General features: G+C 67.5%; 12 protein-coding genes. 5 read left to right on the forward strand and 7 right to left on the reverse strand.

The window, feature by feature from the left end; all coding sequences use genetic code 11:
- Window positions 1-6 precede the first annotated feature (6 nt).
- From N7607_RS16665 to N7607_RS16685, 5 genes are all read left to right on the forward strand, one after another.
- Window positions 7-1,020 (forward strand): alpha/beta hydrolase, encoded by a 1,014-nt coding sequence (locus tag N7607_RS16665; RefSeq protein ID WP_279866030.1) that lies wholly within the window; start codon window positions 7-9, stop codon window positions 1,018-1,020.
- Window positions 1,021-1,038: 18 nt separating this feature from the next.
- Window positions 1,039-1,605 (forward strand): antibiotic biosynthesis monooxygenase, encoded by a 567-nt coding sequence (locus tag N7607_RS16670; protein ID WP_279866031.1) that lies wholly within the window; start codon window positions 1,039-1,041, stop codon window positions 1,603-1,605.
- 134 nt (window positions 1,606-1,739) lie between these two features.
- Window positions 1,740-3,578 (forward strand): amidohydrolase, encoded by a 1,839-nt coding sequence (locus N7607_RS16675; RefSeq protein ID WP_279866127.1) that lies wholly within the window; start codon window positions 1,740-1,742, stop codon window positions 3,576-3,578.
- A 94-nt stretch (window positions 3,579-3,672) separates the two neighbouring features.
- The gene (locus N7607_RS16680; protein ID WP_279866032.1) at window positions 3,673-4,626 is read left to right on the forward strand and encodes a GlxA family transcriptional regulator; all 954 of its coding nucleotides are present in this window, start codon (window positions 3,673-3,675) and stop codon (window positions 4,624-4,626) included.
- Window positions 4,627-4,827: 201 nt separating this feature from the next.
- On the forward strand, window positions 4,828-5,580 hold the full coding sequence (locus N7607_RS16685; RefSeq protein ID WP_279866034.1) for an AraC family transcriptional regulator: 753 nt from the start codon (window positions 4,828-4,830) through the stop codon (window positions 5,578-5,580).
- Here N7607_RS16685 and N7607_RS16690 read toward each other — a convergent pair.
- From N7607_RS16690 to N7607_RS16720, 7 genes are all read right to left on the reverse strand, one after another.
- A complete protein-coding gene (locus N7607_RS16690) occupies window positions 5,577-6,515 on the reverse strand; it encodes a class I SAM-dependent methyltransferase (protein ID WP_279866035.1) in 939 nt (312 codons plus the stop codon). The genes N7607_RS16685 and N7607_RS16690 overlap by 4 nt on opposite strands.
- 202 nt (window positions 6,516-6,717) lie before the next feature.
- The gene (gene putP / locus N7607_RS16695; RefSeq protein ID WP_279866036.1) at window positions 6,718-8,208 is read right to left on the reverse strand and encodes a sodium/proline symporter PutP; all 1,491 of its coding nucleotides are present in this window, start codon (window positions 8,206-8,208) and stop codon (window positions 6,718-6,720) included.
- 373 nt (window positions 8,209-8,581) lie between these two features.
- Window positions 8,582-10,543: a CHASE3 domain-containing protein gene (locus N7607_RS16700; protein ID WP_279866037.1), complete on the reverse strand. Its 1,962-nt coding sequence runs from the start codon at window positions 10,541-10,543 to the stop codon at window positions 8,582-8,584.
- A gap of 125 nt (window positions 10,544-10,668) precedes the next feature.
- Window positions 10,669-11,094 (reverse strand): group 1 truncated hemoglobin, encoded by a 426-nt coding sequence (locus tag N7607_RS16705; protein WP_279866038.1) that lies wholly within the window; start codon window positions 11,092-11,094, stop codon window positions 10,669-10,671.
- A 2-nt stretch (window positions 11,095-11,096) separates the two neighbouring features.
- Window positions 11,097-11,951, reverse strand: coding sequence for a DUF3034 family protein (locus tag N7607_RS16710; protein WP_279866039.1), 855 nt, complete (start codon window positions 11,949-11,951; stop codon window positions 11,097-11,099).
- Between the two features lie 2 nt (window positions 11,952-11,953).
- The gene (locus N7607_RS16715; RefSeq protein ID WP_279866040.1) at window positions 11,954-14,302 is read right to left on the reverse strand and encodes an EAL domain-containing protein; all 2,349 of its coding nucleotides are present in this window, start codon (window positions 14,300-14,302) and stop codon (window positions 11,954-11,956) included.
- Window positions 14,286-14,957, reverse strand: coding sequence for a methylamine utilization protein (locus N7607_RS16720; RefSeq protein ID WP_279866041.1), 672 nt, complete (start codon window positions 14,955-14,957; stop codon window positions 14,286-14,288). The genes N7607_RS16715 and N7607_RS16720 overlap by 17 nt, the downstream gene beginning before the upstream one ends.
- Between the last annotated feature and the right edge of the window lie 21 nt (window positions 14,958-14,978).

The raw sequence follows: 14,978 nt of genomic DNA on the forward strand, positions 1-14,978 counted from the left end.
ACCACCATGCCTCGTATCGCCTTGCTCAGTGCCCTGATCACCCTGGCCGCCGGCCAAGCCTTCGCCGCCGGCAGCCCCGGCGTGGAACACCAGACCCAGGCCTTCCTCCAGGCCCTGGAAGCCGGCGGTGGCAAGCCGCTGGAAACCCTCAGCCCGCAAGAAGCACATGCTGTACTGGTCGGTGCCCAGGCCTCCGTGAAAGTCGACCTGTCCGGCGTGAGCGTGTCCGAGAAGACCATCCAGGCCGGCGGCCAGTCGATTCCGCTGACCATCGTCCGCCCCGAAGGCGGGAAGGGCGAGCTGCCGGTGTTCATGTTCTTCCACGGCGGCGGCTGGGTGCTCGGCGACTACCCGACCCATGCCCGCCTGATCCGCGACCTGGTGGTGAACTCCGGCGCCGTGGCCGTCTACGTCGGCTACACCCCGTCGCCGGAAGCCAAGTACCCGACCGCCATCGACCAGGCCTACGCCGCCACCCAATGGGTTGGCGAGCATGGCAAGGAGATCCAGGTCGACAGCTCGCGCCTAGCCGTGGCCGGCAACAGCGTCGGCGGCAATATGGCCGCCGTGGTTGCCCTGAAAGCCAAAGAGGCCGGCACACCGAAACTGCGCTTCCAGCTGCTGCTGTGGCCGGTGACCGACGCCAGCTTCGAGACGGCGTCCTACAACCAGTTCGCCCAGGGCCATTTCCTAACCAAGCCGATGATGCAGTGGTTCTGGGACAGCTACACCACCGACCCGAAGCAGCGCGCCGAACGCTTCGCCTCGCCGCTGCGCGCTACTCCGGAGCAGCTGAAAGGCCTGCCACCGACGCTGATCCAGACCGCCGAGTTCGACGTGCTGCGTGACGAGGGCGAGGCCTATGCGCGCAAGCTGGACGCCGCCGGCGTCACCGTCACCGCGGTGCGCTACAACGGCATGATCCATGACTACGGCCTGCTCAACCCGCTGGCCCATGTGCCGGCCGTGCACGCCGCCATGCGCCAGGCCGGCGCCGAACTGAAACAGCACCTGCAATAGTCCAGGGAAGGGCCGACGATGGAAGCGCACAACGCCGAGGAAGTGGTCACCCTGCTCATCCGTCACCGGGTTCGCCAGGGGCAGGATGAGGCTTACGAACACTGGCTGCGCCGCATCGTCAAGGCGGCGCACGGTTATCCCGGCCACCTGGGGGTCGACGTGATCCGCAGCCAGGAAGGTGGGCTACAGCTGTTCACCAGCGTGTTGCGCTTTGCCGGCGCCGCCCAGCTCCAGCACTGGCTGGGCTCGGACGAGCGTCGGCAGCTGCTCGAGGAAGTCAGCCCGCTGCTCGACAGCGACGAGGACCTGGAGCTGCACCCCAGCCGCGAGTTCTGGTTCACCCCCACACCGGTGGGCAACCGGCCGCCGCCGCGCTGGAAGCAGGCCTGCGTCACCTTCGCCGTGATCCTGCCGCTCAGCCTGCTGGTACCGCTGCTGTGGCAGCCGCTGTTCGCCGCCCTGCCCTGGCTGGGCGGCCACCTCGCCAGCAATGTGCTGATCACCCTGACTATCGTCCTGCTGGTGGTCTACCTGTTCATGCCGCGCGTCACCCGCTGGTGCGCCGGCTGGCTCAACCGCTCCTGATCGAGGCCGCCCGCATGTCCGACGATCCCGCCAACAACAGCCGACGCCGCTTCCTGGCGGCGTCCTCGGTCCTCGGCGCCGCCGGCGCGCTGTGGCCCGCCCTGCCGATCTTCGGCGCCGACAAAGGAGGCTCCATGCACCCCGACCTGATCCTGCACAACGGCCGCATCCACACCGTGGACCGTGAGAAACCCAACGCCAGCGCCGTGGCCATTCACCAGGGCCGCTTCGTCGCCGTTGGCAGCGACGCCGAGGTAATGTCGCTACGCGGCAGCGCCACCCAGGTCATCGACCTGCACAAGCGCACGGTGATCCCCGGCCTCAACGACTCACACCTGCACCTGATCCGCGGCGGCCTCAACTACAACCTGGAGCTGCGCTGGGAGGGCGTACCCTCGCTGGCCGACGCCCTGCGCATGCTCAAGGACCAGGCCGACCGCACCCCGACGCCGCAGTGGGTACGGGTGGTCGGCGGCTGGAACGAATTCCAGTTCGCCGAGCGCCGTCTGCCGACCCTCGACGAGATCAACAAGGCCGCGCCGGACACCCCGGTGTTCCTCCTCCATCTGTACGACCGCGCCCTGCTCAACCGCGCGGCGCTGCGCGTGGTCGGCTACGACAAGAACACGCCCAACCCGCCGGGCGGCGAGATCGTCCGCGATGCCAACGGCGAGCCCACCGGCATGCTCATCGCCCGGCCCAACGCGATGATCCTCTACGCCACCCTGGCCAAGGGGCCGAAGCTGCCGCTGGAGTACCAGGTCAACTCCACCCGCCAGTTCATGCGTGAGCTCAACCGCCTGGGCGTGACCAGCGCCATCGACGCCGGCGGCGGCTACCAGAACTACCCGGACGACTACCAGGTGATCGAGCAGCTGGCCAAGGACAAGCAGCTGACCGTACGCATCGCCTACAACCTGTTCACCCAGAAGCCCAAGGAAGAACTCGCCGACTTCCAGAACTGGAGCAAGATCGTCAAACCCGGCCAGGGCGACGACTTCCTGCGCCACAACGGCGCCGGCGAGATGCTGGTGTTCTCCGCCGCCGACTTCGAGGACTTCCTCGAACCGCGCCCGGACCTGCCCGGCACCATGGAAGCCGAACTGGAACCGGTAGTGCGCCACCTGGTGGAACAACGCTGGCCGTTCCGCCTGCACGCCACCTACGACGAATCCATCTCGCGCATGCTCGACGTGTTCGAGAAGGTCGACCGCGACATCCCGTTCAACGGCCTGCCCTGGTTCTTCGACCACGCCGAGACCATCAGCCCGCGCAACATCGAACGCGTGCGGGCGCTGGGTGGCGGCATCGCCATCCAGCACCGCATGGCCTTCCAGGGCGAGTACTTCGTCGACCGCTACGGCGCCAAGGCCGCCGAGGCCACGCCGCCGATCCAGCGCATGCTGGCCGAAGGCGTGTCGGTGGGCGCCGGCACCGACGCCACCCGCGTGGCCAGCTACAACCCCTGGACCTCGCTGTACTGGATGGTCAGCGGCAAGACCGTCGGCGGCCTGGAGCTATACCCCCAGGGCCTGCCACGCGAGACCGCGCTGCAGCTGTTCACCCACGGCAGCGCCTGGTTCTCCAGCGAACAGGGCAAGAAGGGGCAGATCAGGGTCGGCCAGCTGGCGGACCTGACCGCACTGTCGGCGGACTTCTTCAGCGTCGAGGAAGAAGCCATCAAGTGGATCGAATCGGTACTGACCGTGGTTGGCGGCGAGGTGGTGTACTCAGCCGCCGAGTTCGACAAACTCGGCCCGCCACAACTGCCAGTGCTGCCCGACTGGTCGCCGGTGGCCAAGGTGCCCGGCCACTGGAAGCCGGCCGCACCGCTGGTGGCTGCCGTGCACCAGTGCATCGGCAGCTGCGCCGTGCATGCCCACAGCCATGAGCGGGCACGGCAGTCGTCAGTGCCGATCAGCGACTTCCAAGGTTTTTGGGGGGCGTTCGGCTGTTCGTGCTTCAGTTTCTGAGCCGCTAGCGGCGTTGCTACCTAGGTCGACTTCTCAGGGTGCGCAGGGCTGCTAAGCTTGCGGCTCTAACCCTGATGCCAGAGCGGCGCGACCGATGAAAAGCGTGGCGATACTTCTATTTCCCGATGTCCTGCTGCTCGACGTGGCGGGGCCTATCGAGGTGTTTTCCATCGCCAACCGCTACCTGCCGCCAGACGCGCAATACCGCATCAGCACCGTCAGCAGCAGCGATGACCTGCACATACGCGCCTCCAATGGCATTCAACTGCTGGCCGACTACCGCCTGAGCGAGGCGCCCCAGGCGTTCGACCTGCTGCTGGTGCCAGGCGGCCCAGGCGCCTACAACGGCGAACACGGCAAGCTGCTGCCCTGGTTGCGCGACGCCGCCGGCGCCTCCTGTCGCCACGGCTCGATCTGCACCGGGGCATTCATTCTCGGCGAGGCCGGCCTGCTCGATGGCCGCCAGGCCACTACCCACTGGAACTACACCGAGCGCCTGGCGCGCCGCCACCCTTCGGCCTGCATCGGTACCGACCAGATCTTCATCCGCGACGACCGCCTGTTCACCTCTGGCGGCGTGACCGCCGGCATCGACATGGCGCTGGCTATCCTCGCCGAGGATCACGAGCGGCATATCGCGGTGAGCGTGGCCAAAGTGCTGCTGGTGGCGATGAAGCGCCAGGGTGGCCAGGCGCAGTTCAGCCCCATGCTGGCGGAAGTGGCGCGCGAAGCCTCGCCAATCAGCCATGTGCAACAGCACGTGCTGGAGCATCTGGACGGCGAACTCAGCGTGGAAAGCCTGGCCGCCATCGCCGGCATGAGCGCACGAAACTTCGCTCGTGTGTTCGTCCGCGAGACCGGAGTCACACCCATGGAGTTCGTGCAGAACGCGCGCATCGACCGCGCCCGACAGCTGCTGGAAACCAGCGAGCTGCCGCTGAAAACCGTGGCCTTCCGCAGCGGTTTTCGCAGTGTGCGCTGCATGCGCCTGCTGTTTAGCGAACGCCTGGGGCTGACGCCGGCGCAATACCGCCACCAGTTCGGCTAGTCCTGTCCGTTCATAGCCCTCCCTTGGCAGTCGATGTCCCCATAAGCGGGTTTCTGCCGCGCGCCCTCGGCGCGATGATGTTTCCCTGCCATAACGTTGCGCGCCATAGGCGGCCGCGGTCTGCACAGGCTTCGCAGAAGGCCGATGACCACCCGCCAGGAGGAGAAAGGCGCGCCCCACCGGTTACAAGGAGCACGTCGTATGGGCAACGACGGAACACGGGACGAGCGCGGGGCTGAGCGACGGCACGCGAAACAGGGCACAGTCGATGATGGCGATTTCACCGTCACCATCGAGCTCAAGGAGTTCATTTCCCACCGCTCCTGGCGCGGCGGCAGGCTGGTCTATTCGGGAGGCCGCCTCAAGGGCAACATCGGCATCAACTATTCGGGCAACGGGTCGAATTGCCTACCGCCCTCGGCGATCGAGAAGCTGCTGATCGACACCAGCGGCAACTCCACCGAGCGCAATCGCCAATCGCGCACTGAAAGCTTTGACTGCGCCTTTGGCAGTCTGGCAACCACCACCCACGCCGAACAGGTGCCGACAGAAGGCAAACTGATCGACGAGGTGATGCTTGCCCTGTACGCGCAGATCAGCCAACGGCGGCGTCAGCAGTCGGCGAGCCTGGCACCCTGGCAGGAGCGCCGCGCCAAGGAGCTGATCGCCAGCAATCTCGGCGGCGAGCTGTCGATTGCCCGCCTTGCGGCCGAATGCGGCCTGTCGCGCAGCCACTTTTCCCGCGCCTTCCACGGCAGCACCGGTTATTCGCCACAGCAGTGGCGTACGCACTTGCGCATCGAACGAGCCAAGGCCCTGCTGGGCGGCGAAGGTCGTTCCATCGCCGAAGTGGCACTGGACTGTGGCTTCGCCGACCAGGCCCACCTGGCACGGGTGTTCTCGCGCCTGGTCGGCCTGCCGCCGAGCCAATGGCGCCGCGTGCAGCGCAGCTAGGCGTTGCCGAACAGCAGCACCTTGAGTCCGGCGTCCGGGTCGCTGTCGGCGAACTCCGGCGGGTTGGCCAGGCGCTCGACGAAGCGCAGCTGCGGCGCCTCGCGGGCCATCTCGTCGATGAGGAAGGTGGGCGCGATGGCCGGGTCGTTGACGCAGGCCAGCACCCGCCCGCCCGGCGCCAGCAGGTCCGGCAGGCGACGCATGATCTTGGCGTAGTCGCGAGTCAGCACGAAGCTGCCCTTCTGGAAGCTCGGCGGGTCGACGATGATCAGATCAAAGGGGCCGTCCTTGCGCAGCTTGCCCCAGGAATTGAACAAGTCGTGGCCGAGGAAGCTGACCCGCGACAGTTCATGACCATTCAGCCGATGGTTGTCGCGGCCGCGGCTCAGGGCCGGGCGCGACATGTCCAGATTGACCACCTTCTGCGCGCCGCCGGCGATGGCCGCCACCGAGAAGCCGCAGGTGTAGGCGAACAGGTTGAGCACCCGCTGCCCGGCCGCCTGCTCGCGCACCCACTGGCGGCCCAGGCGCATGTCGAGGAACAGGCCGTTGTTCTGCTTGCGGCCGAAATCGAGCAGATAGCGCAGGCTACCCTCTTCGATCTCGCCGCCGTCGATGGCCTCGCCCACCAGGTACTCGGTGGCGCTGTCGGCCGTGTAGCGGTGCTGCAGCAGCAGGTGGCACGCGCCGCTGCGCGCCCAGGCCGGCGTGGCGGCGAACTGCAGCAGCATGTCTTTCAGCCCGGCCAGCGGCTGCGCCTCGGGCTCACGAAACAGCGCCACCAGCAGCACGCCCTGCAGCCAGTCGGCGGTGACATGCTCCAGCCCCGGCCATTGCCGGCAGCGGCCATGGAACAGCCGGCGCGCCTCATCGGGCAGGCAGGCGAAGGCCTGGTCGAGATGCTGTTGCAGGAGGGCGATGGCGGAAGAATTCATGGCAGATGTGCGAAAACGGCTAGGCCGCGCATTCTAAGCCAGGCGGGGTGTTTCTCGCGGGCAAAAAAACGGCCCATCGCCGGGAGACGTGGGCCGTAAAGCACTAAAGGTCGTACGTGGTGCCCCGTCGCCAGCCGATGAGGGATGGCTGCCGACGGAGCGGAACGCGTGGACGGACGACCGGCCGCCTACGCGTGGGGTATTACAGGTGGGCGTCCTGGTATTCCTGCTCGGCTTCGTCGAAGCGCTTGTTCATGGCGGCGGACGGCGCGTTGCCGATGCGGCTGAACAGCACGATGGCCAGAGTGGCGAGGATGAAGCCCGGGATGATTTCGTACAGACCCAGACCGATCCAGTTCTTCCACACCACCACGGTCACCGCACCGACGATCATGCCGGCCAGGGCGCCATTGCGGGTCATGCCCTTCCACAGCACGGAGAGGATCACCACCGGACCGAAGGCCGCACCGAAGCCGGCCCAGGCGTAGGACACCAGGCCCAGTACGCGGTTATCCGGGTTGGAGGCCAGGAGGATGGCGATGATGGCGACCAGCAGCACCATGGCGCGGCCGACCCAGACCAGCTCTTTCTGGCTGGCGCCCTTGCGCAGGAAGGCCTTATAGAAGTCCTCGGTCAGGGCGCTGGAGCACACCAGCAGCTGGCAGCTGAGGGTGGACATCACCGCGGCGAGGATGGCGGACAGCAGGATGCCGGCGATCCACGGGTTGAACAGGATCTTCGCCAGTTCGATGAACACACGCTCCGGGTTCTCGCTGACCGGGCCAGCCAGTTCCGGATGGGCGGAGAAGTAGGCGATGCCGAAGAAGCCCACAGCCACGGCGCCGCCGAGGCAGAGGATCATCCAGGTCATGGAGATGCGGCGGGCGGCCGGGATCGACTTGACCGAATCGGCGGCCATGAAGCGCGCCAGGATGTGCGGCTGACCGAAGTAGCCCAGGCCCCAGGCCATCAGCGAGATCACGCCGATGAAGGTGGCGCCCTTGAGCATGTCGAAGTTGGTGGCGTCTTCCAGCTGGATGGCAGCGAAGGTGCTGTCCATGCCGCCGGTGGCGACCATCACCATCACCGGAGTGAGGATCAGGGCGAAGATCATCAGGGTGGCCTGCACGGTGTCGGTCCAGCTCACTGCCAGGAAACCACCGATGAAGGTGTAGGCGATGGTGGCGGCGGCACCGGCCCACAGGGCGGTCTCGTAGCTCATGCCGAAGGTGCTTTCGAACAGACGGGCACCGGCGACCACGCCCGAGGCGCAGTAAATGGTGAAGAACACCAGGATCACCAGGGCAGAGAAGATGCGCAGGATGCGGCTGTTGTCTTCGAAGCGGTTGGTGAAGTAGTCGGGCAGGGTCAGGGCGTTGCCATTGTGCTCGGTCTGCACGCGCAGACGGCCGGCGACGAACAGCCAGTTGAGGTAGGCGCCGACGACCAGGCCGATGGCGATCCAGCTCTCGGAGATGCCGGCGACGAAGATCGCGCCCGGCAGGCCCATCAGCAGCCAGCCGCTCATGTCGGAGGCGCCGGCAGACAGGGCGGTGACGAAGCTGCCGATGCTGCGGCCACCGAGGATGTAGTCGGACAGGTTCTTGGTACGCAGGTAGGCGACGAGGCCGATCAGGACCATCGCGGCGATGTACACCACGAAGGTGATCAGCATGGGGGTGCTAGCTGTCATGGGACGATGCCCTCTCGCTTGTTGTTATGGCCGCGGGGTTGGCCGCGACTGGGTTGGCAAACGCGCCCGCTCGTGACGGACACTCGATTCCCCGGCCGTTGGGCCGGGGCTGTACAGGTAGACGCCCACCGGCGGCGCCCCATCACGCCACTCCCCTCCCGGAAACGACGACAGGGCCCATTGACCGGGCCCCATGAGGATGCCGACCGACGGCAATAGCGCGGCCTCTACCTTGGGTTTAGTCCATGGCTCCGGCGGCACAAGCGCAACGCGAACGCGCGCATCCGGAGCGGGATGCAGGACTCTAGTGACAGCGGCATGACGGCTTCTTGCGAAAAACTCCGGAGTTTTTGCGAAAAACTCCGGAGCTGACTCAGATCTGGAAGCGCGCGAGCATGCCCTTCATCTTCTGCCCCAGCTGGTGCAAGCCCTGGGCGGCCGCCTCGGCCTGCTTGGAGCTGGACATGTTCTGGCTGCTGGCCTCGCGGATGCTCTCCATGGCCAGCACCAGCTGGTCCATGCCGGCCAGTTGCTGCTGGGCCGACACGGCTATCTCGGCCACCGCCTGGGCGCCCTCGTCGATGTTCAGCGACAGCAGGCGGATCGCCTCGCCGGCCTGGCCGGACTGCTTGACCCCCTCGCTCACCGCGCGGCTGCCCTGCTCCGCCGCCAGCACCGTGCTGCTGGTGGCGCGCTGGATCTCACCGAGAATGCCGCGCACCTGCACCGTGGCCTGCTTGGACTGCTCGGCCAGGCTCTTCACTTCCTGCGCCACCACCGAGAAGCCCTTGCCCTGCTCGCCGGCCTTGGCCGCCTCGATGGAGGCGTTGACCGCGAGCAGGTTGGATTGCTCGGCCAGGTCGTTGACCGTGGCGATGATCTCGCCAATGGTCTGCACCTGCTCGGCCAGGTGGGTGATGTTCTCGCCGACCTGCTCCATCTGCTGCTGGATGCGGCGCATGCCCTCCACCACCTCGTCCACCGCGCGACGGCCGTCCTGCGACACCTGCAACGAGCGCTGCGCCGCCTGCGACACCGACAGCGCACGCTGGCTGGAGAGCAGCGCGGTCTGCTTGATCTCCTCCATGGTGGCGCTGGTTTCGCTGATGGCGGTGGCGGTTTCCGCCGTGCCGCTGGCGATCTGGTAGGCACCGGCGGCGATCTCGCTGGCCGAATCGGTGAGCACACCGATGCCGCTGCGGATATCGCCATTGATCTGGCGCAGGTCCACCAGCATCTGGGCAAAGGCGTTGCCCAGCAGGTCGCCAGGCGACTGTGGCTGCACCTCGATGGTCAGGTTGCCGGCGGCGATCTGCCGCGCCGATTCGGCCATCTGCCGCAGGGCCTGGAGCATGCGCGCGAAGGCCTGGCCGAACTGGTCGCTGGCGGATTGCGGCCGCACCTCCACGGCCAGGTTGCCGGCGGCGATCTGCCGCGCCGACTCGGCCACATGGCGCAGGGCCTGGAGCATGTCGGCAAAGGCATGGCCGAACTGGTCGTCGCGCGACTGCGGCTGCACCTCCACGGCCAGGTTGCCGGCGGCGATTTGCCGCGCCGATTCGGCGGTCTGCCGCAGCGACTGCAGCATGCGCACGATGGCCACCTGCAATGCACCTATCTCGTCCGAGCGCCGGCTGATGGGCAGTTCGACGGCCAGGTTGCCCACGCTAACCCGGTCAGCCACCTCGCTGACCGCACGCAGCGGACGCGCGATGTGCTGGGTAAGAAACAGTGCGGCGGCCACCACCAACAGCACAGAGAGAATGAGGCCGATGAGGATGGCGCTCTGCGAAGTGCTGGCGCTCTCGGCAGCGGCGGTATCCCGCAGCCCCTGCAGGCGCTGTTCCTCCGCGATCAGTTCGGCGACCAGCGCGCGAATGTCGCCCATCAGCTGCTTGCCCTGGTCGGTCAACACGCGCTCGCGAGCCGCCTCGAAGCCTTGCTGGCGGCTCAGTTCGATGGTCTCGCGCAGGGACTGCAGGCGCTGTTCGATCAGCGGCTCGAGCCGGTCCAGACGCTGTTGCTGCTGCAGGTTGTCGGCCGTCAGCTGGCGCAGGTTGCGCTGTTCCCGGTCCAGGCGTGGCAACGCGTCCGCATAGGGCCGCAGGTAGCGGTCGGCGCCGGTGATGAGGAAGCCGCGCTGGCCGGTCTCGGCGTCCTGCACCAGAGACAGCACGGTGTTCAGCTGTGCCACCACCTCATGGGTATGGGCGACCCAGCGCGAGGTCTCCAGCATGTTGAGGGTGTTGCGGTAGGAAATGCCGCCGATGACGACAATGACCAGCAGAATCGCGCAGAAGCTGATCCACAGCTTCGCCCCGATCGAGAACCTCATGTCCCTGCCTCCCCGGCCATCCGCCGGCTCCGTGATGGTGCTCCGCCTTCAGTGATAGCTCAGATTCGCCGACTTGGCCCAGGCAAAGGGTCTATCTCGCGCCACGCACGCAGGCTGGGAAGCGATCAGCGCTCGATGATCTGCCCGCGCATCGGCGCCAGACGCGCCAGCAGGCGGTTCTGCACCGGCACCGCGACACCCTCTGCCTCCATCGCGTCGATCAGGTCCTCGACCAGCGCATTGAAGTCGCCGCGGTCGATGTTCAGGCCCTTGTGGCTCTCCTCCATGCTGTCGCCGGTGTACACGCAGGGGCCGCCGGCCTCGACGCAGATCTGCTCGATCAGCTTGTCGCGCAGGCGCTCGATATCGATGTCGGCGAAGTGATGGGTGATGCGCGGGTTGCGCGCCGCGTTGAGCAGCATGCCCTCGACGATACGGGTGATGCCCTGGTGCTCGCCCAGGCCGCGATACAGGCTGTCGTCCTTGGGTGGCGGCGGGCTGGCGGCGCAGGCGCCGAGCAGCAAGGCCAGGATGATCGACAATCCGCGCATGATCAGAAGCTCCCCTGCAGGGACAGGTAGACCCCGTCCTGATGATCGAGGCCGGCGATCTCACCGAGCCGGGCGTAGGCCAGCACCACGGCCAGGTGCTTGTTGGGGAAATAGCCGACGAACAGGTCGGACCAGTCGCTCTCGCCGGCGAAGCTCAGGTTGTCCGGCTTCTCGCGGTACTCCACGCCCACGGCCCAACGCGGGTTGAGCAGCACGGCGATGGAGCCTTCCTTGAGCAGCGAATGCTCGTCGCGGCGGTCGCCACCGAAGCCCAGCAGGCCCTGCTCGTTGGCCCGGCTGTAGCGCAGGTTGCCGTTGAGCAGCAGGTTATAGCCAAAGGCGGCGCCGAGCAGCAGGCGACTGGCGGCCACGTAGGCCTCGGTGTCCTCGTCGCGCTGGGCGCCGACCAGGCTGGGTACCAGGAAGTCCTTCTGGCGTTTGTGCTCGATGCCCAGGGACACCTGCGGCAAGCGGTCATAGATCAGGTCGCCGAACAGACGCACCTTGAGGCCGAGGATGTCCTGGCTGAGGCTGTTGTCTGGCAGGCTCAGGTCGCGCGCCAGGGTGCCCAGGTCGAAGCGCTGGCGGGCGTAGGACAGCTCGACCCGGTTGCCGTAGGACACGGCCAGGCCGCCGACGTCCAGGCGGTAGTCGCCGGTCTCCACCCGGGTCAGGAAGCCGGTGGCACCCCACTCGCCCTCCTCACCGTAACCGGCCAGCACCGCCCAGGGCACGATGCCGCCGCCGGCCGCGCCGTCGATGCTGGTCGCGCCGCCGGTAGCCAGCAGGCGCCCCTGCTCGGCGCCGGCCAGCGTCGGCAACAGGCCGCAGAGAAAGACGATCAGGCGTGTGCGCATGCTCAGAAGACCTTTGCCAGTGGGGAGCCCTGCCATTGCCGCAACCACTGCTCGAAAGCGGCGGCCGGCATCGGCTTGCCGATCAGATAACCCTGGGCGGTATCGCAGCCCCAGCGCGCCAGGAGTTCCAGCATGGGGGCGAGTTCCACACCCTCGGCCACCACCTTGAGGCCCAGGCTGTGGCTCATCTCGATGGTCGAACGGACGATCACCGCATCCTCGCTGTGTTCGTCCAGCTCGCGGATGAACGACTGGTCGATCTTCAGCTCCTGCACCGGCATGCGCTTGAGCTGGGCCAGGGACGAATAGCCGGTGCCGAAGTCGTCCACCGACAGCTGGATGCCGCAGGCGCGCAGGCGCAGCAGTACATCCAGGGCGCGCTGCTGGTCGCGCATCATGGCGCTCTCGGTGATCTCGAACACCAGTTGCTCGGCTGCCACGCCCTGCTCCACCAGCTGTCGCCGGACCCGTTCGGCCAGCTGCAGATCGCCCAGGTCCTCGGCGGAGATATTCAGCGACACCTGCATGACCAGGCCATGGCCGTTCCATGCGTGGAGCTGGCGCAGCGCCTCGCCGATCACCCAGGTGGTGAGCAGCTGGATGCTGCCGGTGCGCTCGGCCAGCGGGATGAACTCGCCGGGAGACACCATGCCGTAATGCGGGTGGTTCCAGCGCAGCAGGCACTCGGCCCCATGCACCCGGCGCGCGGAAATATCCAGCTTGGGCTGGTAGTAGAGGATCAGCTCGCCGCGCTCGGCGGCGTGGCGCAGATCGCGCACCAGGTTGATCTGCCGCTGGTGGGCGTCGTCGCGGCCTTCCTGGTACAGCTCCAGACGCCCGGACTGCTGGGCGGCGTCCTGCATGGCGATGGCGGCACGGCGCAGCAGGTCGTCCGGGCTGTCGCCATGGGCGGGATAGGCGGCGATGCCGATGCTGCAGTCCAGGGCGACGTCCAGGGTACCGACGCGCATTGGCTTGAGCAGCAACTGGTGCAGACGGTCCGCCGCGGCGATGGCGTTATCGCTGTCGCTGTTCTCCAGCATCAGCAGCATCTCGTCGTTGACCAGCCGCGCCAGGCTGTCGCCGGGGCGCAGGATGGCCTGCAGGCGCCGGCTCAGTTGCTGCAGGGCCAGGTCGGCACCGTCGGCGCCACAGCTGTCGAGGATGGTGCGGAAGTTGCCCACGCCGATATGCAGCAGCGCGGTGGGCCGCACCGCGCTGATCGCGCTGCCCAGCCGCTCCAGGGCCAGGGTGCGGTTGGGCAGGCCGGTCAGGGCATCGTGCAGGGCGTTGTGGGCCAGCTGCCGCTCCCGCTCGGCGATGCCCTCCTGCATGCTGGTGAAGGCCTGGGCCAGGCTGCCCAGCTCGTCGCGGCGCTGCAGGGCGATGGGGCTGAAGTAATCGCCCCGGCCGATGCGCCGCGCCACGCGCGCCAGCTCCTGCACCGGCTGCGCCAGGCTGCGTGCCAGCAGCAACGCGCCGAGCAGGGAACCGAAGAAGGCGGCCAGGGCGATCAGCAGGATGTCGTGATCCAGCGGGGCAAAGGCCTGCTCGGCCTGGTCCAGGGATTTGTGCAGCAGCGCCAGCACCTGATAGTCGCCCGCGCTGGCCAAGTTGCGCCATTCGCCCAGGTAGCGCTGGTCGCCGGCCTGCAGCAGGCGGCTGCCGCTGTCCTGCTTCTGCTGCAGGATCTCCTCGCGCAGGCGGCCGTGCACGCTGGGCGGCAGGGTGCTGATCCAGCCGGTGGCCGCGCCCCGCTCGATGGACACCAGGGTCAGCTCCAGGTGGGTCAGTTCACGCAGCTCCTGGGCGAAGCTTTCGTCGATGTGGAAACCCATCACCACCCGCGCGATCGGCAGCGGCGCGCTGACGGCGGAAGCCACCAGCAGGTAGACCTCGCCTTCCACCGGCAGAAGGAACACCTGGGCGCCCTGCCCGGCCTGCTCGACTACCCGGCCGGCCAGGCGCTCGGCCGCCGCGGCGCCGATGCGCGGGTCGCTGCTGACCTGCAGGCTGCCGTCCAGCGCCAGCAGCAACACGGCGTCGGCATTGATCCGCGCGCCATGGTTGGCCAGCGCCGAGCGAATGGTGTCGCCGTCGCCGCTGGCCACCGCGTCCTTGAAACCGAAGTCGGCCGCCAGCACCTGCACGGCATCGCGCAACTGGCTGCCGCGCAGTTCGATCAGTTGCTCCAGCACCCGGCCGCCGACCTCGAGGTCCTCGCGCAACTGGCTCTGCACCGCCGCGCCGGTGGCGGCCTTGACCGAGAAGTACAGCGCGCCGACCACCACCGAGAGGAGGATGATCAGGACCCCGGCGATGCGCGCCTGAAAGCTATGGCTGAACTTCACTCGCCGCCTTCCTGAAGGCCTCGCCAAAGGCACTGGGCTTGGGCGCAGCGGGTGCCACCGCACCACCAGCCAGCTGCAGCGGGAAGCGCTGGCTCAGCCCGGCCGCCGGCACGTCGAGGCTGCCGGCATTCAGCGGCAGCATGTTCTGCAGCTGCGGGTGCCACAGGGTGACCTGGTAGCTGCCCGCGGGCAGGCCGTCGAGGATCAGCCGGCCTTGGGCATCGCTGACGGCGAACCAGGGATCGTCGGTGACGTAGACGTAGCCGACCATCCAGTCGTGGATATTGCAGCCGAGCACCACCACGCCGGGCTTGTCGAACAGCACCGGCTCGCTGGGCGTGCCCTTGTACAGGCGCAGCTCGAAGCGCTTGGTCGGCGAGAAGGAATAGACGTGGTGGCGGATGTCGTCGCTGTTGGGGAATTTCACCGCGGTGCCGCTGCGCACGGCCAGCACGCTGGGCACGAATTGCTTGTCGCGCTGGTCCATGATCGCCGGCTCGTTGTGCGTCGAGGCGCCCACGCCCTTGAGGCTGAGTACGGCGTTGACCAGCGGCTGGCCCTGGCCGTCCACCAGCTCGGCGGCGAGCCCGGCGGCGCCGACCGGCAAGGCGTTACAGCTGAGGAGCAGGGCCAGGACGGAAAGAGGGCGCTTCATGGGGATGACTTCCACTGCCCG

This window comes from Pseudomonas sp. GD04019 (assembly GCF_029837695.1).
Classification (GTDB): Bacteria; Pseudomonadota; Gammaproteobacteria; order Pseudomonadales; family Pseudomonadaceae; genus Aquipseudomonas.